This is a genomic window from Mediterraneibacter faecis (assembly GCF_055383675.1).
Window position 1 is genome coordinate 1,043,948 of the sequence record NZ_AP043803.1, and the last position, 21,206, is coordinate 1,065,153.

Sequence of the window (21,206 nt, forward strand, 5' to 3'; positions counted from 1 at the left end):
AATAATAAAGGTTAAAATAAATCAATACAAATTATGAGCACATCAGGGAAAATACTCTTGACATCCTTCGGGAATTTCTGTAGTATATCAGTTAATAATTACAAAAGATTTTTAGATACATTAACTGCCATTTCAAAGCAGTTTCATGGGTTCTTAAGAAAGAGAGGTAAAGTATAATGGGTAAGATTATAGGGGAAGGTATTACATTTGATGATGTTCTTCTTGTACCGGCTTATTCAGAAGTAATTCCGAATCAGGTAGATCTGTCAACACATCTGACAAAGAAAATCGTATTGAATATTCCGATGATGAGTGCAGGAATGGATACTGTTACAGAACATAGAATGGCAATCGCTATGGCTCGCCAGGGTGGAATCGGAATCATCCATAAGAATATGTCTATTGAAGCACAGGCAGAGGAAGTTGATAAGGTGAAACGTTCTGAGAATGGTGTTATTACAGATCCTTTCTTTCTTTCACCGGAGCATACACTTGAAGATGCAAATGACCTGATGGCAAAATACCGTATTTCAGGTGTGCCGATTACAGAGGGACGTAAACTTGTCGGAATCATCACAAACCGTGACCTGAAGTTTGAGACAGATTTCTCTAAGAAGATCAAAGAATCCATGACTTCAGAAGGACTTGTTACAGCAAAAGAAGGAATCACATTAGAGGATGCAAAAAAGATTCTTGCCAAAGCAAGAAAAGAGAAACTTCCGATCGTAGATGATGAAGGTAATCTGAAAGGACTTATCACGATTAAAGATATTGAGAAACAGATCAAGTACCCACTGTCAGCAAAGGATGAGCAGGGAAGACTTCTCTGTGGAGCAGCTGTTGGTATCACAGCAAACTGTCTGGAGCGTGTAGAAGCACTTGTGAAATCTCATGTAGATGTTGTTGTTATGGACTCAGCACATGGTCATTCAGCGAATGTTATCCGCACAGTGAAGATGGTTAAGGATGCATTCCCGGATCTTCAGGTGATCGCTGGAAATGTGGCTACAGGAGAGGCTGCAAGAGCACTGATCGAAGCTGGTGTAGATGCAGTTAAAGTTGGTATTGGACCTGGATCTATCTGTACAACACGTATCGTTGCAGGTATTGGTGTACCTCAGGTTTCAGCTGTTATGGATTGTTACGAAGTTGCTAAAGAGTATGGTATTCCGATCATTGCAGATGGTGGTATCAAGTACTCAGGAGATATGACAAAGGCAATCGCAGCAGGTGCGAATGTATGTATGATGGGAAGCATCTTTGCAGGATGTGATGAAAGCCCGGGAACATTCGAACTGTACCAGGGAAGAAAATATAAAGTATATCGTGGAATGGGATCCATCGCAGCGATGGAGAACGGAAGTAAAGACCGTTATTTCCAGGAGAATGCAAAGAAACTTGTTCCGGAAGGAGTAGAAGGACGTGTAGCTTACAAGGGATCTGTAGAAGATACGGTATTCCAGCTCATGGGTGGACTTCGTTCAGGAATGGGATATTGCGGAACACACACAATCGAAGAACTCAAGGAGAACGGAAGATTTGTGAAGATCTCTGCGGCATCACTGAAAGAAAGTCATCCACATGACATTCATATTACAAAAGAAGCTCCGAACTACAGTGTAGACGAGTAATTGGGAAGTTTGCAGATTTTATGCAGACTGATAATTTGGAAGTACTGCGGATATTCCGCATTACCTGACGGGATGAAAAATCACATCCCTGATATAATAAAATAATATATAGGAACGCCTTGAGGAATTCCCGGAGGTTCAGTGAGAGCTGGATCTACCGGGAATTTCTCTTTTATACGAATATAAAACAGTTAAGACAAAATTCATAAATGGTTAAGAAACATATGGTATAATAGCTGAAATAAGAAGATGTTTGTTTTAAACGATGGAAATGAGAGAATTAAAAATCAGGAGAAATACCGAATGAGTACGTCAAGACGAAATCAGCTGGCAGGACGGAAAACATTGCCGAAGAATACACGAAGGAAGAAAAAGCGAGGCAGGAAAATGCTGCGGATCATAATGATCCCATTAATGATTTTATTACTTTTTCTTCTTTTTAAATCCTGTATACAAAAGAAAAATCAATATGCTGATGTGGATGCAACGCAGCCGGAGATGGATGTACAGTTGTTAGATATAAATCCGTATTCCAGACCAGGGACAACAATTGACCATGTGAATGGGATTGTTGTCCATTACACAGCGAATCCGGGGAGTACAGCGCAGGATAACAGAGATTATTTTAATGGTCTCAAAGATAGCCATGAGACTTCGGCAAGCAGTAATTTTGTGATAGGATTGGAAGGAGAGATTATTCAGTGCATTCCGACCTGGGAGATGGCATATGCTTCAAATGACCGCAATGCGGATACGATTTCGATTGAATGTTGTCATCCGGATGAGAATGGAAAGTTTACTGATGCAACATACCGCTCACTTGTACAACTTACAGCATGGCTTTGTGCAAAATATGATCTGACAGCAGATCAGGTGATCCGTCACTATGATGTAACCGGAAAAATCTGTCCGAAATATTTTGTGGAGGATGAGGACGCATGGGTAGAATTCAGGAGAAATGTGCAGGATGCGTTGGAAAAACAGTAGACATCATTTCACTGAATTGTTATAATGAAATCAATTCTTGGGATCATAGAAGAATTGATTTCAAAGCTTACGGAGTTAGATGAAAATAATGTTTGAAAAATTTTTTCCAGATGAATATTTGGGGTCGACTTATAAGATCCCTTTTGAAAAACTATATGAGCAAGGATACCGGGGGGTAATCTTTGATATTGATAATACATTGGTTCCTCACGGTGCACCGGCAGATGAACGTGCAAAGAGACTGTTTCAGAGACTGAGAGAGATTGGCTTTGAAAGCTGTCTGTTGTCCAACAATCAGAAAAAACGTGTAGAGATGTTTAATCAGGAGATCCAGACGCATTATATTTATAATGCGCTGAAGCCTGCAAGAAAGAATTATCTTCATGCGATGGAGATCATGGGAACAGATCAGGCGGACACGCTGTTTGTCGGCGATCAGCTTTTTACAGATGTATGGGGCGCAAAGAGGGTCGGAATACACAACATTTTAGTGCATCCGATCAATCCAAAAGAAGAGATTCAGATCGTTTTAAAGCGGTATTTGGAGAAGATTGTGCTTCATTTCTATAAGAAGAGCAAAAAAAGATTGAAAAAAGTCGCAAATTAGTATAGAATGGTAGAAGCAAAAAGTCTGTAACGAACAGTTACATTGTCTGAACGAAATGCAATTAAGGAGGATTATACATGGTTTCAGCAGGAGATTTTAAGAATGGTTTAACAATTGAGATTGAGGGAAATATTTTCCAGATTTTGGAATTCCAGCACGTTAAACCTGGTAAAGGTGCAGCGTTCGTAAGAACAAAACTGAAAAACATCATCAGTGGTGGTGTAGTAGAGAAGACATTCCGTCCGACAGAGAAGTTCGAGAATGCACACATCGAGAGAAAGGAAATGCAGTATCTGTATCAGGATGGAGATCTGTATAACTTCATGGATGTAGAGACATATGATCAGATCGCTCTCAACGCTGATGTAGTTGGAGACGCTCTGAAATTTGTAAAAGAGAATGAGAACGTTAAGATCTGTTCCCATAAGGGTAACGTATTCTCAGTTGAGCCGCCGCTGTTCGTAGAACTGGCAATCACAGAGACAGAACCGGGATTCAAGGGTGACACAGCTCAGGGAGCTACAAAGCCTGCAATCGTTGAGACAGGAGCTACTGTTATGGTACCGCTGTTTGTTGAGACAGGTGATGTTCTTAAGATCGATACACGTACAGGCGAGTATCTGTCAAGAGTTTAATTACGAATTTAGTACAGTTTAAGCTGTATTTCAAAAAGGAATCTGTATCATGCAGGTTCCTTTTTTCTTTGACAAAATCAGATGAAATTCTCTGTTTTCACTAAAAAAATCAATTCGGATTTATGCAAAATTCTGGCTTGCTTTTTAAGGAAGGCCTGTCTATAATAAAGAACACATAATATTTGTTCTAAATTTTAAGAAATTCTATTTGGAGAGATTCTGAACTCTCCGGGAAATTCTAACTCAATTGAAATAGTACATTTCGTACTGGTTTCTCATTTTAATTTTATGAACCGCAATCAGGAAGGAGAAGAGTGAATTATACAGAATTTGTAAATGCGGTAAAGGAAAAACTGACTCAGGAGTTAAATGGAGGTGTCAGGGTAAACGTCTATACGACGAAAAAAAATAATGCAACAGAGCGTACAGGACTAATCCTGGAGACGCCGGGTGTTAATATATCGCCGACAATCTATCTGGAAGAATTTTTTGAACTATATGAAAAAGGGAAACAGATGGATTGGATCATTGAAGATCTGGTGGGGCTATATGAAGAAATCCGACAGGAAAAATCATGGGATTATGAGAGAATGCTTTCTTTCGAAGGGGTAAAAGACAGAATCATCTTTCGACTGATCAACACAGAGAAAAACAAGGAATTACTTCTGGATGTTCCACATAGAGAATTTTTGGATCTGTCACTTGTGTTTGCAGTACTTGTAGAAGCGGACAATGATGGGACGGCAGTGATGCTGATCAAAGATCTGCATATGAGACAATGGAAGGTGACAAAAGAACAGCTTTGGAATGTGGCAAAAGAAAATACAAAGCGTCTGCTTCCGGCAGAATGTTTCGGAATGAATTTTGCAGTGTATGAACTGCTCAGCAGATCAACTCCGGGGAAACATGATCGGGAGAATTTGTTAAGAAGAACCTGGCATATTCATGAAGAACTGGAACTTCCGGAAAAAGATAAAATGTATGTTTTGTCTAATAAACTGAAAAATTATGGGGCGGCCTGTATTGCATACCCTTATATTCTGGACATGCTTGCAGGAGTCTTAAAGGAAAATTTCTATGTTCTTCCAAGCAGTGTCCATGAAGTGATCATCGTACCGGAATCCTCTCAGATCCGTCAGTCAGAATTAGAAAGAATGGTGCGGGAAATCAATGAAACGCAGGTGCCTGAGGAAGAAATCTTAAGCAATCATGCTTATTTTTATTATGCACAGGAAGGGAAACTTCAGCTGGGGAAAGAGATGTGTATCGACAGGGAGGACAATGAATGAAAGGACGCGGAGAGATTATAACAATCCTCTGCATGTCAGTCTTTTTGATCTGTATTCTCTATGCAATGACATATGGAGGCATTGTCAAGGCCGAAGAACTTGAAAAACGGCCTGAAGAGGCCGGAGAAAAAACAGAGGTTGATATTGAAGAAGAACTGCGCTGGGCAGAAGAAGTAAAAAAAATCCTGAAAGATATCGGTGTGGGATTTTGCGATGAAACAGAGGATAAACAGGAGGAAGACAAGGAAGAAACTTTTGATCAGACAGATGAAAAGAAGATACAAAGCATAGGCGTATATGCAGCGGCAAGGGCAGGAGAAACTGTTTATACAAAGGCGATCGAAAGGGGAATCGGTGCAATCGATGTAGTTGACTATAATGACCCAAACTGGCCTGTGCTGCAGCACTGGAATGAAGGAAGACTTGGTACGAAATCAGGAGAAAGTCTGTATTGCACCAATCCAACATTAAAGTTTCAGGAGGGCAACAAAACAGCAGTAGATGCTTCAAAACGTTATAACAAACAGACCATTCAGATGATCGCGGCAATGTTCTATTACTACGATAAGAATAAGTGCAACGGTGTGAGTTCGAATTACGATTATCTCTTAAAACAATGCGCAGTATGGTGGATCATGAATGAAGTACATCACTGGTATGGAGATATGGTTCAGATAGAAACAGGAAATAATGTAGCCTGTGGGAATGGTCATTGGATTTCAGCACACAAATCTGAGTATTATCAAAAAGGGATTGCATGGGCGAAAGAGAATTATAAATATTTTCCGGATGCATATGGAGTTATTTATGAAGGCAATGGCCAGCCGCTCAGTAAATGGGGCGGAACATACCAGCCGACCGGAACAGGCAGATTAAAGAAGGTGTCAGCGAATACTTCTGTGACAGAAAAGAACAGTTGCTATTCTTTGGAGGGAGCAGAGTATGGTGTTTATAGCAGTCCTACTCTTTCGGGTGCATCAAGAGCAGGAACGTTTAGAACGGATGCGGCAGGAAATTCGTCATCAGTTGCGCTGAACGCAGGAACTTATTACGTAAAGGAACTAAAAGCTCCTAAAGGTTATGCACTTGTAGATGAAGTGAAAACGGTTACAGTAAAATCCGGGCAGGAAGCGACAGTGACATTTTCAGACCCGCCGCAGATGAATCCTGTGGAACTTTTGTTAAAGAAAACAGGTATGGAACAGGAATATCTTGATCCGTCGGGAACAGCAGCGTATCAAGGAGCACAGTTTTTAGTGAAATTCTATGCAGAACTTCTGGATCCGGGAAAAAATCCGGAAAAAGCAGGGAAAAAGCCAGTCAGAAGCTGGGTCTTTCAAACAGATGCAAAAGCAGTTTGCCGTTATCAGGAGAAGTATAAGGTAAAAGGTGATGCATTGTATAAAGCGACAGACGGAACAGAAGCACTTCCGCTGGGAACTGTAACAATTCAGGAGATAAAACCGCCAAAAGGATATTTCCTGAATGAGGAAGTCTTTGTTTGCCAGATAAAACCAGAAGGTACGGGAGAAAAAATAAATGTATATCAGAACCCTACGATACCGGACAGGGTTTTCCAGATCCATTTGGTGAAAAAAGCAACAGAGACAGGACATCCTCTTTCGGGAGCGCAATTTAAGCATATCAGACCGGATGGAAGTGAAAAGATTCTCACAACGGATGAAAAAGGGACTCTGAAAGTAATGCCATTATCTCAGGGAACGCACAAATTAAAAGAAGTAAAAGCACCGGACGGGTATCGGACAAATAATAATGAACTGATTTTTCAAGTTGATGAGAGCGGGAAAACAGAATTTTTATCTGAGGTAAATACAGAAGAAGGAGAGGTTATTATCGAATATACAGAGGATGGAATTGCGGTAGTGACGATAGAAGATAAGCCGGCCTGTTACAAGATTGAGCTGAAAAAGGAAAATGAAAAAGGTGTTGCACTTGCAGGAGCTGAGTTTACTTTATATGAAGACCAGGCATGCCAGAAAGAAATTGACCGGGTGTTGACGGATGGGAATGGAATTGCAATGTTCGAAAATCTGGAAGTAAAGAAAAAATACTATATGAAAGAAACAAAAGCGCCGACAGGTTACAGAATTCCGAAAACATCAGATGATGCAGATATTGTATATGAAATCTGTCTGGAAAGTAATCCGGAAGAAGGGAAGTGTCTGTTGGTTGTGAATGGAAAAGAATACAGCAGCAAAGATACTGCAGACAGCAAGATAAGTATTGAAGGTTCAATTAAGGAGTGGAATGTGAAAATGAAGATCATAAATCAGACGGGAAAGAAGCTTCCAGATACTGGATCGGCAGGAAAACCTGTGTTACTTACAGGAATTTTAGCAGTAGGGATCATGACAATGATTTACAGAAAAAAAGAGCAAAAAAGATAGTAGTAAAACGGTGAAAATGAGGAGATGAGAAAATGAAAAAAAGAATGATGAAAATTTGTTATATGATGACTTTAGCTGCGGTACTCTGTACTTCTGGAACAACAGGTGTGACTGGAATCAAATCTGTATATGCAGTGGAAAATGAGGTACAGGAAAGAGCAGCAACTACAAATGGGGTTTTAAATCTTAACAATGGACCGGCAAGTATTACAATCAAAGGAAATGACGGACAGAGCCTGAAAGGAAAAAGATTCCTGGTATATCAGTTGTTTCAGGCAGAAAATGCGAAAGGAATGGAATCCATTAATTACACATTTAATCCGGAATACAAGAAATTTGTTTGTTATATCGTGGGACAGCGGATTCATAAGGATGAGAGAAATGTAACAGAGTATGAGGTGATCGACTATATTCAGTCTTTGAATACGCATCAGACAGAAGGTGCGCAGACCGCTCAGGAAAAGGAAGGAGCATACAGTGAATATCGTGTTTTTGTAGAAGAATTAAGAACCCATCTACAGAGAAATGGAAAAACAGGTCAATCTGTTGAAGTGACAAGTACAAAAGCAGACAATTCATTTGAAATTAAGGGATTGCCGTATGGATATTATATTATTGATGAAGTGACAGAGGTAAAAGGAACGAATTCGGCAGCCTCTTTGTGTATGGTAAGTACAGCTAATCCGGAAATGAATCTCAACATAAAATCAGACTATCCGGTTGTGACAAAAAAGATCCGGGAAGATGATGATCAGGACAAAGTTGGAAATCAGGGATGGAATGATTTGGCTGATTTTGAAATCGGGCAGACTGTTCCGTATCGGTATGAGTCAAATATGCCTGATGTTAACGGATACAACACCTATTATTACGCATGGCATGATGTGATGAGTGAAGCACTTACTTTCAAAAAGGATTCTGTAGCCATCCGGATTTATGAAAGTTCAAATGCAAGAAATTATTATGAATTGAAAGAGGGTGAATTTGAAGTAAAGGAAGCTCCGGGAGGAGGAGATACGTTTCAGGTCATTGTTTCTGATATGAAAAAAATCATAGACAGAGAGTTTAATCGTAAAAATGAAGCAGGAGAAAATAAATATGGACAGAAAATAGTGCTTACCTATCAGGCAACATTGAATGAAAAGGCAGCGAAAAATACAGGACGTCCAGGATTTGAAAACGATGTTCGGCTGGAATTTTCAAATGATCCGGATTCAGCGGTGAGAGGAAGTACAGGATATACACCGTGGGATACAGTTGTTTGTTTCACTTATAAAATCAATGCATTGAAATCAAATAACCATGGACAAAGTCTGGAAAATGCCAGGTTCAGACTTTATTCTGACGCTGGATTAAAAAATGAAGTATATGTAAAACAGGGAGAAGGTGGGTACATTGTAATTAACGGGGACAGTCTTGGAGGAAACGACCATACAGGTGGAAAGCAGCCGGAAAATGCGGTGGAGATGAAATCCGGTCAGGATGGAACATTTGTGATCTATGGATTAGATAGTGGCACCTATTATCTGAAAGAAACAGAGGCACCGGCAGGATACCGTCTGCTGACAGAGCCGATTGTGGTAAATATAAAAGCAAGTTTTCCAAATGATAGAAACGCATATGTAAAAGGAGACGGAAAAACAGACAAAGGATTGAAAAAACTGGAGACATCTGCGCAGATCAAAGAATTTATTAACGGAAACTGGAAAGAATCAGAAGTCAGTCTGACAACAAATGAAGGCGAAGGATCTGCTAATCTGACAGTAATTAATACAGTTGGAAAAAAACTGCCGGTAACAGGTTCTTCAGCAGCTGTTATCTGTATTACAACCGGAAGTGTTCTTGTTCTTGCAGGAGCAATGAGAAGAAACAGAAAAAATGCAAAGGAAAAACAATAGATTACAGTCAGATCTTTTACTATGGATAGGAGTTCTTTTGTGTAGTATACCTCTTTTGACTGGCTGGTATAGTCAGAAGAAAACACAAAATGTGTTGGCAACATATGAACAGGTTGTGGAACAGACAACAGGAGATGAAATTGAACAATTAAGGAATCAGGCTGATGAATATAATAAAAAGCTTTGGGCAGAATCGAAAGGAGTCAGGGAACAAAGCGAGTCTGACCAGATGGAAGAGTATGAAGGTCTGTTAAATGCCGAAAAAATACAGACAGGAATGATGTGTGTACTGGAAATTCCGTCAATAGATCTCAGGCTTCCGGTTTATCATGGAACCAGCGAGGCAGTACTTAAGGAAGGTGTAGGGCATTTGATGGACAGTAGTCTTCCGATAGGGGGAGAAAATACGCATTGTGTGATGACGGGACACCGTGGGCTTGCAAGTGCGAGACTTTTCACTCGTCTGGATGAATTAAAGGAAGGCGATGAGTTCTTTCTGGAAGTACTGGGAGAAAAACTCGCATATAAAGTAGAAGAAATAAATGTAATCTTACCAGAAGAGGTAGAAAGTCTGGAAATCAGACCGGGAGAAGATCTGGTTTCGCTTGTCACATGTACCCCATATGGAATTAATACCCATCGGTTAGTGATTACTGGAAAACGGGTTGTGTATGAAGAGAAAAAAGAAGAGGAAATCAAAAAGAAACGTCCGTCTGTCAGAGAAATGATCTTCACAATGATTCCAATTCTCTTTTTGGTATATGTTGTGATTGAAAGAATAAAAAGAAAGCGAGAAAAAAGAAATTGTGAGGGAAAGAGAAAAAGAAACAGAAACCAGAAAAGGAAATGTAAGCACTACAGGAGAAAGAAACGAAAAAGAAAGAAAAGCAGAAGACAAAAAAGAAAGATGCAAAAGACGGCAAAATGGGAAAATCAAATGCGGAATTCTTCTTCTTTTGATATGTTTTCTGGTGGTAGCAGTAAAGAACCCGGCGTTTGCAGAAACAGAAACAGGAAATATAGAAATCTGTATTGAAGATACCGGAGAACAAATTAAGAGAGAAGGTGTTACATTCCAGTATTCCAAAGTGGCATCTCTTGTTGATGGTGCTTACGAGATGGAGAAAAGATATGAAGATAAAGGCGTGGATCTCAATGAGGTAAGGTATGCCAGAGAACAGGAAGAGCTGGCGCGGACTTTGAGTAAATATCATTATAGTGATGGATTGTGCAGGACGGATTGTGATGGAAAAGCAACCCTTACGAATCTGAGGGCAGGAGTTTATCTGATCTATGTTGAAGATGAATCAGAATACGAGGTTCAGCCGGTTCTTGTCCAGCTGCCAAAATGGGAAGAGGACAAAGGGGCAATGAACTGGAATGTCAGGGTATGTCCAAAACAAACGATAAGGGAAGAGGCTGCAAAGACCGGAGATTCACAACAGGCAGGTGCATGGGCAATGCTTTGTCTTGGGGCAGGGATATTAATTCTTCTGCTTGCAGTGAAAAAAGATTAACCGCAGAAAGTTAGAGGTTTATTTGCCACTTTACATTTATACAGAATTGTGCTAGGATAAAAAAGGTTGTTAGCTGTACGAAATTAAATTTTCCTACTAACAACCGAGATGCGTCTGTAGCTCAGTGGATAGAGCGATGCCCTCCGGAGGCATGTGCGGCGGTTCGACTCCGCTCAGACGCTATAGGATAAAAAAGTCCTGTTATTTCAGCGCATTCAGATGGCTGAGAATAACAGGATTTTTTCATATAGTTTTTTATTCACAATCTGCAAGGATGTGGTCTTTCATTTCAGGATCAAACCGGTTGTTTCTTAGCATTTCAATCTCATACTTATAAGGGGCATAAGATTTCTTTGCTTTTGTTACAGAAGGAATATAAGGAGTCTCAAGGATCTTCGGTACAGATTCGAAATCCGGGTGATGGACAATTGTAGAAATTGCATCAAAACCGATTTCTCCAAAGCCGATATTTTCATGCCGGTCTTTCGCGGCTCCTGGAATATTTTTGCTGTCATTGATATGGAAGACGGCAATCTGATCTTTTCCAAGCAGACGGTCAAAAGACTCCATAACATCATCAAAATGATGGATGATATCATATCCGCTGTCGCTTGTATGACAAGTGTCAAAGCAGACTCTCAATTTATCATTCTGGACAACTCCATCATAAATCCGGGCAAGTTCTTCAAAATTCCGTCCGATTTCTGATCCCTTTCCGGCCATTGTTTCAAGGGCAATACAGCAGTCAGTCTCAGCAGTGAGAACTTCATTGAGTCCTTTGATGATCTGTGCAGTTCCGATTTCGACACCGGCACCTACATGAGCACCCGGATGAAGGATCAGAGTATGGCTTCTGCAGGCAATCGTGCGGTCGATTTCTTTTGCCAGAAATTCTACGGCAAGAGAGAACGTTTCTGGTTTTACTGAATTACCGAGGTTGATGATATAAGGTGCATGAACGACAATTTCATCAATTCCGTGTTCTTTCATATATTCCCATGCTGGTTCGATATTCAATTCACTGATTTCTTTTCGGCGGGTATTCTGTGGGGCTCCGGTATAAAACATAAATGTATTGGCACCGTAAGAAACGGCTTCTTTCGCAGAACCAAGAAGCATTTCTTTTCCACTCATGCCAACGTGTGAACCTAATTTTAACATTGTTGGGTATCCTTTCTGTCTGATGTTACATCATACAGGTAACAGTATGTGTAAAGTTTTGGTTACATTATAAGTATTCGATATTTTTATGTCAATCAGTTTTGCGACTGGTTTCATTATCTTTGCACTTAATCTCTGTTTACAGTATGTTAATCTCCGTTTACAGTAACGCTTGCTGTTCTGTTGGATACATGATAGAATAAATAGTGGCTGTTTGTCTCCAGAAAAGTTGGGAGGCAGAAAAGACAAACGAAAAGTAAAGAGGAGTGTGAAACTTTGAAGACATTACTGGAAATGATCACAATAGAAATGAAAGAAGCGTTCAAAGCAGCAGGATATGATGAAGAGCTTGCAAGAGTTACGCTTTCCAACCGCCCGGATCTCTGTGAATATCAGTGTAATGGTGCAATGGCAGGTGCGAAGAAATATAAGAAGGCTCCAATCATGATTGCGAATGCAGTTGTGGAAGAACTTGCAGATAGCAAGTATTTTGCATCAGCAGAAGCGGTGAATCCGGGATTTATCAACCTGAAGCTGGCACCGGAAGTTGTTGCAGAGTATTTGAATGAGATGGCAGCAGATGAGAATCTTGGTGTTGAAAAAGAAAAGAATCCGAAAAAAGTTATTATTGATTACGGCGGACCGAACGTGGCAAAACCGTTGCATGTCGGACATCTTCGTTCTGCGATTATCGGAGAGAGCATTAAACGTATTATCCGTTTTAAAGGAAATGATGTAACAGGAGATATCCATCTGGGAGACTGGGGATATCAGATGGGCCTGATCATCACAGAGCTGAAAAAACGTAAACCGGAACTCCCGTATTTTGATGAGAGTTTTGAAGGAGAATATCCGGAAGAAGCACCATTTACGATCAGTGAACTGGAAGAGATTTATCCTACAGCAAGTGCTTATGCAAAAGAGCACGACGATTATAGAGAAGAAGCACTTCATGCAACTTATCTGTTACAGAATGGATATAAAGGATATCGTGCAATCTGGAAACATATCATGAATGTGTCTGTAACTGACTTGAAGAAGAACTACGAGCGACTGAGTGTAGATTTTGATCTTTGGAAAGGTGAAGCAGATGCCCAGGCATATATTCCGGATATGGTTGAGATGCTCAAGGAGAAAGGATTCGCACATTATGATGAGGGTGCGCTTGTAGTAGACGTTGCAGAAGAGACAGATAAGAAAGAGATTCCTCCGTGTATGATTCTGAAATCTGACGGAGCTGCGCTGTATGATACAACAGATCTTGCTACACTGGTAGAACGTGAGAAACTGTATGATCCAGATCAGGTGATCTATGTTGTTGATAAGCGTCAGGAACTGCATTTTGTGCAGGTATTCCGTTGTGCGAAGAAGACAGGAATTGTAAAACCGGAGACAGAACTTACATTCCTTGGATTTGGTACAATGAACGGAAAAGACGGTAAGCCGTTTAAGACAAGAGAAGGCGGTGTTATGCGTCTTGAGAATCTGATCCGTGAGATTGATGATGAGATGTATAAGAAGATCATGGACAACCGTACAGTAGAGGAAGAAGATGCAAGACGTACAGCAGAAGAAGTTGGACTTGCAGCAATCAAGTACGGAGATCTTTCTAACCAGGCTTCTAAGGATTATATCTTTGATGTTGACAGATTTACTTCCTTTGAGGGAAATACAGGACCGTATATTCTTTATACAATCGTTAGAATTAAGTCTATTCTCAAGAAATATGCTGAGAATGGCGGAGTTTTTGACGGAACGATCAGACCGGCTGAGAATGATGCAGAGAAGTCTCTGATGCTTCAGGTAGTGAAATTCAATGAAGTGATCGATAATGTATATAAAGAGACAGCTCCTCATAAGTTGTGTGCATATATCTATGATCTTGCGAACGACTTTAATAAGTTCTATCATGAGACAAAGATTCTTGCAGAAGAAGACGAAGAGAAGAAGAAAGGTTATCTTGCACTTCTTACACTTGCGAAAAAAGTACTTGAGACCTGCATTGACCTTCTTGGATTTACAGCTCCGGAAAGGATGTAATACGAATTATGACAGAAAATGGATTGATGGATGGTACAAGAACAGAAAAACTGTTTTACAATGACAGCCATCTTTCAAAATTTACTGCAAAGGTTCTGGAATGTGAGCCGTATGAGAAAAAGGAAGGATGCTATGCGGTAGAACTTGACCGTACAGCATTCTTTCCGGAAGGCGGCGGACAGTATGCAGATACAGGAAAACTGAAGGATGCGAAGGTATCTGATGTTCGGGAAAAGAATGGAAGAATTCTGCATATTACAGATCAGCCGTTTGAAGCAGGAGAGATTGTTGAAGGCGAGATCGACTGGGAGACCAGATTTATGAAGATGCAGCAGCACACCGGAGAGCATATTGTTTCCGGAATCGTGCATGCAAGATACGGTTTCAACAATGTCGGATTTCATCTTGGAACAGAAGATTGTACGATGGATTTTGATGGAGAGATATCAAAAGAAGCACTGCAGGAGATTGAACTTGAAGCAAATCGTGCAGTGTGGAAGAATCTGACAATAGAAGTGTCCTATCCATCCAAAGAAGAGCTGGAAGAACTGGATTACCGCAGTAAGATTGAGATTGAGGGACAGGTTCGTATCGTATCGGTTCCGGGATATGATATCTGTGCGTGCTGTGCGCCGCATGTTGAACGCACAGGAGAGATCGGTATGATCAAGCTTGTTAATATGCAGCGATACAAAGGCGGCGTTCGTGTGACAATGCTCTGTGGAAGCCGTGCACTTACAGATTATGAGAAGAAGCAGGAACAGAACAGGAAAATTTCAGCGTTGCTCTGTGCGAAAGAATATGATACAGCAGAGGCAGTGGGACACTTGAAAGAAGAGCTGGATTCTTTGAAACGGACACTGGTGGAGAAAGAACGCCAGCTTGTACACGTCTGGGCGCAGTCTGTTTCGGAAGAAGAAAAAACGGTCTGTATGTTTTCGGAGGATATCAGTGCGGATGCCATGCGTCAGTATGTGAATGAAGTGCTTGAAAAAGAAAGAATTCTTTGTGCTGTGTTTTATGGAAATGATGCAGCGGGATACCGTTATGTGATCGGAAGCAGAACCCAGGATCTTCGTGCATTTTCCAAAATGTTAAATGCTGCATTCGAAGGACGGGGAGGCGGAAAGCCGGAGATGGTTCAGGGAACTGTAAAAGGTGAAGCCGGAAAGATCAGAGAGTGGATTCAGAAGATAGCGGAGGAATTGTCTTATGAAAAATGATCCGAGACGCTCCTTCTGGAGAGCTGCCGGTCCTTTACTTGGATTCTGGGGAATCCAGCTGGTGATGGAATTTGTGATTGAGTTTATAATCATTCTTCCTTTTATGGGGGAAGCATCTTCCAGGATGACACAAAGTGGAGAAGTTCTTAATTATCAGGAAATGATGAATAAGTACTATGAAGTGTTAAGTCCTGCGTTTGATAAAATCATAGGAGGTCAGATTGCGATTGCAGGGATTGCTACAGCAGCAACGTTGTTTCTGACAGTTACATTGTTTGTTATCGATCGAAAGAAAGAGCAGATTGCAGGGATACAGCGGATGGGGGTTCAAAAGCCACTGAAGAGTTACTGGTCACTTTTTGTGATGGGAGTGATCGGAAGTATTGGTGTTACATGTCTGTCCGCTATGGCACAGGCCGTTTTGGTTGATCCGGAGTATATCCAGACCGCACAGAATATGTATTCAGCAGATTTTGTGGTCCAGATTATTGTATTTGGATTTGTAATTCCGATTGCAGAGGAATTTATGTTCCGCGGAGTGCTCTATCAGAGGTACCGGGAGACCAGAGGATTTTATTATGCGGCAATCTGGTCAGCACTGTTTTTCTCAGTCACACATACCAACACGGTACAGATGATTTACACTTTCCTCCTAGGAATTCTTCTGTGCTATATTTATGAGAAATTTGGTTCAATGAAAGCTCCGATTATGCTTCACGTTGTTTTGAATCTGGGCTCTTTGATCTTTACAGATATCGGAGTATTTAACTGGCTTGCCAGAGAACCGTTTAAAATGGCAGTGGCAGTGATCATCAGCACATTTATCTGTGCAGCTTGTTTTGTGTGGATTCAGAGAAGCGGGGATCCGGTGAGTACTCAGAAAACAGAAGAATAGTGAAAAAATACGAATGAAATAAATTGTACTAATAAAAATACAATCTTAAATTGTGCGCGATGAGGTGCGAAACCTTGTCGCGCATTTTCTTTTTAATCCAGTATTTTATTAAATAAAATCAAAGAAAAACAGAAATCTTAATAATTAATATTATTTTTATAAGAAAATCAAAATAATCTGACTATTAAAAGAAAAATAATGAAAAATCAAATAATCAGACAATTTACAAGAGTTTCCCTATTTACAGCCTAGGTAAAAGGGTGTATATTCTAGAAAAAGTTTTACACGACGTGAGAAAGAAATGATTGAATGCGCCGGACAAAGAAGATTTTAAAGTAAACTTTAGATTACAGGAAGAAAGGATAGCGACTATGAGGAAAGAAATGGAAAGTCAGAATCGTGGTCTTTACCGCGAAAGTTTTGAACATGATAACTGTGGTATTGGTGCAATTGTCAATATCAAAGGCAAAAAGACACATAGTACAGTGGCAGGAGCCTTGAGTATTGTAGAACAACTTGAGCACAGAGCCGGAAAAGATGCAGAAGGAAAGACAGGAGATGGCGTGGGTATTCTGACACAGATTCCTCATGGATTTTTCAAAAAAGTCTGTCAGCCACTTGGGATCAAGCTGAAAGATGAAAGAGATTACGGTGTAGGTATGTTCTTTCTTCCGCAGGATGAATTAAAACGCAATCAGGCGAAAAAGATTTTCGAGGTTATTGTAAAAAAAGAAGGATTGAAGTTCTTGGGCTGGAGAGAAGTTCCGATTCATCCGGACATTCTTGGAAAGACAGCAGTAGATTGCATGCCATGTATTATGCAGGCATTTATTGAACGTCCTGCAAAATACGAGAAAGGAATCGACTTTGACCGTCGACTGTATGTAGTCAGAAGAATCTTCGAACAGAGCAGTGATGATACTTATGTTGTTTCACTTTCCAGCAGAACAATCGTTTACAAAGGAATGTTCCTTGTAGGACAGCTGAGACTTTTCTTTGAAGATCTGCAGGATGAAGAATTTATTTCTGCAATTGCAATGGTACATTCCAGATTCAGTACGAATACTGCACCGAGCTGGCAGAGAGCGCATCCGAACCGCTTTATGGTCCACAACGGAGAGATCAATACGATCCGTGGTAATGCAGATAAGATGCGTGCCCGTGAGGAAACGATGGAGGCAGGATGTCTGAAAGGCGAACTTCACAAAGTACTTCCAGCAATCAATACTTCAGGTTCTGACTCCGCAATGCTTGACAACGCATTAGAATTCATGGTGATGAGTGGAATGGATCTTCCGCTTGCAGTTATGATCTGTATTCCGGAACCTTGGATCAACAATAAAGAGATGTCCCAGAACAAGAAAGATTTCTATCAGTATTATGCAACAATGATGGAGCCATGGGATGGACCGGCGTCAATCTTGTTCTCAGATGGAGATGTTATGGGAGCTGTACTTGACCGTAACGGACTTCGCCCTTCCAGATATTACATTACAGATGATGATAATCTGATTCTTTCTTCAGAGGTTGGAGTTTTGGATATCGATCCATCCAAGATCGTGATGAAAGAAAGACTTCACCCAGGTAAGATGCTTCTTGTTGATACTGTTGCAGGACGCGTGATCGATGATGAGGAATTAAAAGAAAAATATGCAAATCAGTTCCCATATGGAGAATGGCTGGACAGTAATCTGATTCAGCTGAAGGATTTGAAAATCCCGAATAAGGATGTGCCAAAGTATACTGCCGAAGAGTGTACACAGCTTCAGAAAGCATTTGGCTATTCTTATGAAGACGTGAAAACTTCTATTCTGACAATGGCAAAGAACGGTGCCGAAGGAACCGCAGCGATGGGAATGGATGCACCGATTTCAGTCCTTTCGCAGAAACGTCAGCCACTGTTCGGATATTTTAAACAGTTGTTTGCACAGGTAACAAACCCACCAATCGATGCAATCCGTGAGGAAGTTGTAACATCTACAACAATTTATGTCGGAACAGACGGTAACCTTCTGGAGCAGAAGGAAGAGAACTGTAAGATGCTCAGAGTCAATAACCCGATTCTGACCAATACAGATCTTCTGAAAATTAAAAATATGAAAGTGGATGGATTCAAGGTTGCAGAGATTCCAATCACTTATTATAAAAACACAAGTCTTGAGAAGGCAATCGAGTATCTGTTTATTGAAGTAGACCGTGTGATCCGCGAGGGTGCTAACATTTTGATTCTGACAGACCGTGAGGTAGACGAATATCACGTTGCAATCCCGTCACTTCTGGCAGTATCCGGACTGCAGCAGCATCTGGTACGTACAAAAAAGAGAACCTCAGTCGCGATGATTCTGGAAAGTGGAGAGCCTAGAGAGGTTCATCATTTTGCAACACTGCTTGGATATGGAGCATGTGCGATTAATCCATATCTTGCGCATGAGTCAATCCGTCAGCTGATCGAGTCTAATCTGCTTCACAAAGATTATTATGCAGCAGTAGATGATTATAACTCAGCAGTAATTCATGGAATTATTAAGATTGCATCCAAGATGGGAATTTCAACGATCCAGTCCTATCAGGGAGCAAAAATCTTCGAGGCAATTGGTCTCAAGACAGATTTTATTAACCGCTATTTTACAGATACAGTCAGCCGTGTTGGTGGTATCGGTATTGAAGAAATTGCAGAAGATTACACAGCATTCCATACAGAAGCATTTGATCCGCTTGGACTGCAGGTTGATACGACACTGGACAGTGTTGGAAAACATAAATATAAAAGTGGCGGAGAAGAACATCTCTATAATCCACAGACAATCCATATGCTTCAGCAGTCCACAAGACGTGGTGATTATGAAATGTTCAAACAGTATACAGAGATGGTTGATGAGGAAGGCGAGAAGATCAATCTGAGAGGTCAGCTTGATTTCAATTTCCCGAAGAAGAGTGTACCGCTTGATGAAGTAGAAAGCGTAGATTCAATCGTAACAAGATTCAAGACAGGTGCGATGTCCTATGGATCTATTTCAAAAGAAGCACATGAGACAATGGCGATCGCCATGAATATGCTTCATGGTAAATCAAACTCCGGTGAAGGTGGAGAGGATATTGAACGTCTTGACACAAACAGATGCTCTGCAATCAAGCAGGTTGCTTCCGGCCGATTCGGAGTTACATCCAGATATCTGGTCAGTGCACAGGAAATCCAGATCAAGATGGCTCAGGGAGCAAAACCAGGAGAAGGAGGACATCTTCCGGGTGGAAAGGTATATCCATGGATCGCGAAGACACGTCACTCAACACCAGGTGTAAGTCTGATCTCACCACCGCCGCATCATGATATTTATTCAATCGAGGATCTTGCACAGTTGATCTATGACTGTAAAAATGCAAATAAAAATGCAAGAATTTCTGTGAAACTGGTATCAGAAGCAGGTGTTGGAACAGTTGCTGCAGGTGTTGCAAAAGCCGGAGCCGGAGTTATCCTGATCTCAGGATATGACGGAGGAACAGGAGCAGCACCGAGAAGCTCGATTCAGAATGCAGGACTTCCGTGGGAGCTTGGACTTGCAGAAACTCATCAGACATTGATTCAGAATGGTCTGCGTGAGCGTGTCCGTATTGAGACAGATGGTAAGCTCATGAGTGGCCGTGATGTTGCGATTGCAGCAATCCTTGGAGCAGAAGAGTTTGGATTTGCAACAGCTCCGCTTGTAACAATGGGATGTGTTATGATGCGCGTCTGCAACCTGGATACTTGTCCTGTTGGTGTTGCAACTCAGAATCCGGAGCTTAGAAAACGTTTCAGCGGAAAACCGGAATATGTTGTCAACTTTATGCGTTTTATTGCAGAAGAATTAAGAGAATATATGGCAAAACTTGGTGTCCGCACAGTGGATGAACTGGTAGGACGTACAGATCTTCTGAAAGTAAAAGACGTTCCGACATCAGAGCGTGCCGCAACACTGGATCTGTCACAGATTCTGTACAATCCATATGCGAAAGAGAAGAAAGGTGTTATCTTTAATCCAAAGAAAGTCTATGATTTTGAACTTAACAAGACGTTGGATGAAAAAGTACTATTGAAACAGCTTCTTCCAGCCCTTGAAAGAGGAGAAAAGAGAGGACTTGAAGTAGATGTTACAAATACAGACCGTACTTTCGGAACAATTTTCGGATCTGAGATCACAAGAAGATATCCGGAAGGACTGGAAGAAGACAGCTATGTGATCCAGTGTAAAGGTGCCGGCGGTCAGAGCTTTGGAGCATTTATCCCAAGAGGACTGACACTGGAACTGACAGGAGACAGTAATGACTATTTTGGAAAAGGACTTTCTGGTGGAAAACTGGTTGTTTGCCAGCCGAAAGGTGTGAAATTCAAATCAGATGAGAATATTATCATCGGAAATGTTGCTCTTTACGGAGCTACAAGTGGTAAAGCATTTGTAGGAGGTGTTGCCGGAGAACGTTTTGCGGTAAGAAACTCTGGTGCACGCGCAGTTGTAGAAGGTGTCGGAGATCACGGATGTGAATATATGACAGGTGGATGTGTTGTTGTACTTGGACAGGTTGGAAAGAACTTTGCAGCCGGAATGAGCGGCGGTATTGCCTATGTGATCGATCTCGATAACAGCCTGTATCGTAAAGTAAATAAAGCAATGGTCAACATTGAGCGTGTCACAGATAAGTATGATGTACAGGAATTAAAAGGAATGATCCAGGAGCATGTTGCTTATACAAACTCTGAGGTAGGTAAGAAGATTCTTGATAATTTCAAAGAATATCTGCCAAAATTCAAGAAGATCATTCCGGAAGACTATGAGAGAATGATGTCCACGATCATCCAGATGGAAGAAAAAGGACTTAGTAGAGAAAAAGCAAAAATCGAAGCATTTAATATGATCAAGAACGGAAGATAGGAGGCATA

14 protein-coding genes and 1 tRNA gene are annotated in these 21,206 nt (G+C 40.9%); 14 read left to right on the top strand and 1 reads right to left on the bottom strand.

Features of this window, described 5'->3' with window-relative positions; genetic code table 11:
- Positions 1-176: 176 nt before the first annotated feature.
- The 10 genes from guaB (at position 177) to ACZ47Z_RS05020 (ending at position 11,154) form a co-directional block, all read left to right on the top strand.
- Positions 177-1,631: an IMP dehydrogenase gene (guaB, locus tag ACZ47Z_RS04975; protein ID WP_015528758.1), complete on the top strand. Its 1,455-nt coding sequence runs from the start codon at positions 177-179 to the stop codon at positions 1,629-1,631.
- 303 nt (positions 1,632-1,934) lie between these two features.
- Positions 1,935-2,618 carry a peptidoglycan recognition protein family protein gene (locus ACZ47Z_RS04980; RefSeq protein ID WP_015528759.1) on the top strand — a complete coding sequence of 228 codons (684 nt, stop codon included), beginning with the start codon at positions 1,935-1,937 and terminating at the stop codon, positions 2,616-2,618.
- A gap of 88 nt (positions 2,619-2,706) precedes the next feature.
- Positions 2,707-3,225 (top strand): YqeG family HAD IIIA-type phosphatase, encoded by a 519-nt coding sequence (locus tag ACZ47Z_RS04985; protein ID WP_288740828.1) that lies wholly within the window; start codon positions 2,707-2,709, stop codon positions 3,223-3,225.
- Positions 3,226-3,302: 77 nt separating this feature from the next.
- Complete coding sequence (efp, locus tag ACZ47Z_RS04990) at positions 3,303-3,860, top strand: elongation factor P (RefSeq protein WP_015528761.1); 558 nt, start codon at positions 3,303-3,305, stop codon at positions 3,858-3,860.
- A gap of 314 nt (positions 3,861-4,174) precedes the next feature.
- A complete protein-coding gene (locus ACZ47Z_RS04995) occupies positions 4,175-5,149 on the top strand; it encodes a DUF5688 family protein (protein WP_464525925.1) in 975 nt (324 codons plus the stop codon).
- Positions 5,146-7,557, top strand: coding sequence for a SpaA isopeptide-forming pilin-related protein (locus ACZ47Z_RS05000; RefSeq protein WP_464525926.1), 2,412 nt, complete (start codon positions 5,146-5,148; stop codon positions 7,555-7,557). Before ACZ47Z_RS04995 ends, ACZ47Z_RS05000 begins: the two co-directional genes overlap by 4 nt.
- A 32-nt stretch (positions 7,558-7,589) precedes the next feature.
- Positions 7,590-9,455 carry an isopeptide-forming domain-containing fimbrial protein gene (locus ACZ47Z_RS05005; RefSeq protein WP_464525927.1) on the top strand — a complete coding sequence of 622 codons (1,866 nt, stop codon included), beginning with the start codon at positions 7,590-7,592 and terminating at the stop codon, positions 9,453-9,455.
- The gene (locus ACZ47Z_RS05010) at positions 9,436-10,491 is read left to right on the top strand and encodes a class C sortase (RefSeq protein ID WP_081021266.1); all 1,056 of its coding nucleotides are present in this window, start codon (positions 9,436-9,438) and stop codon (positions 10,489-10,491) included. The genes ACZ47Z_RS05005 and ACZ47Z_RS05010 overlap by 20 nt, the downstream gene beginning before the upstream one ends.
- Entirely contained in the window at positions 10,427-10,972 is a 546-nt protein-coding gene (locus tag ACZ47Z_RS05015; RefSeq protein WP_055144880.1) for a hypothetical protein, read from the top strand. The genes ACZ47Z_RS05010 and ACZ47Z_RS05015 overlap by 65 nt, the downstream gene beginning before the upstream one ends.
- Before the next feature lie 110 nt (positions 10,973-11,082).
- Positions 11,083-11,154, top strand: a tRNA-Arg gene (locus ACZ47Z_RS05020).
- A 73-nt stretch (positions 11,155-11,227) separates the two neighbouring features.
- Here ACZ47Z_RS05020 and ACZ47Z_RS05025 read toward each other — a convergent pair.
- Positions 11,228-12,133, bottom strand: a complete 906-nt coding sequence (locus ACZ47Z_RS05025; protein WP_020436167.1) for a deoxyribonuclease IV — start codon at positions 12,131-12,133, stop codon at positions 11,228-11,230.
- A 276-nt stretch (positions 12,134-12,409) separates the two neighbouring features.
- Between ACZ47Z_RS05025 and argS the strand changes: the two genes are divergently transcribed.
- From argS to gltB, 4 genes are all read left to right on the top strand, one after another.
- A complete protein-coding gene (gene argS / locus ACZ47Z_RS05030; protein WP_020436166.1) occupies positions 12,410-14,173 on the top strand; it encodes an arginine--tRNA ligase in 1,764 nt (587 codons plus the stop codon).
- 8 nt (positions 14,174-14,181) lie between these two features.
- Positions 14,182-15,396 carry an alanyl-tRNA editing protein gene (locus ACZ47Z_RS05035; protein ID WP_020436165.1) on the top strand — a complete coding sequence of 405 codons (1,215 nt, stop codon included), beginning with the start codon at positions 14,182-14,184 and terminating at the stop codon, positions 15,394-15,396.
- Positions 15,386-16,291, top strand: a complete 906-nt coding sequence (locus ACZ47Z_RS05040; protein ID WP_464525928.1) for a lysostaphin resistance A-like protein — start codon at positions 15,386-15,388, stop codon at positions 16,289-16,291. Before ACZ47Z_RS05035 ends, ACZ47Z_RS05040 begins: the two co-directional genes overlap by 11 nt.
- 371 nt (positions 16,292-16,662) lie before the next feature.
- Complete coding sequence (gltB, locus tag ACZ47Z_RS05045; RefSeq protein WP_117828253.1) at positions 16,663-21,198, top strand: glutamate synthase large subunit; 4,536 nt, start codon at positions 16,663-16,665, stop codon at positions 21,196-21,198.
- Positions 21,199-21,206 lie beyond the last annotated feature (8 nt).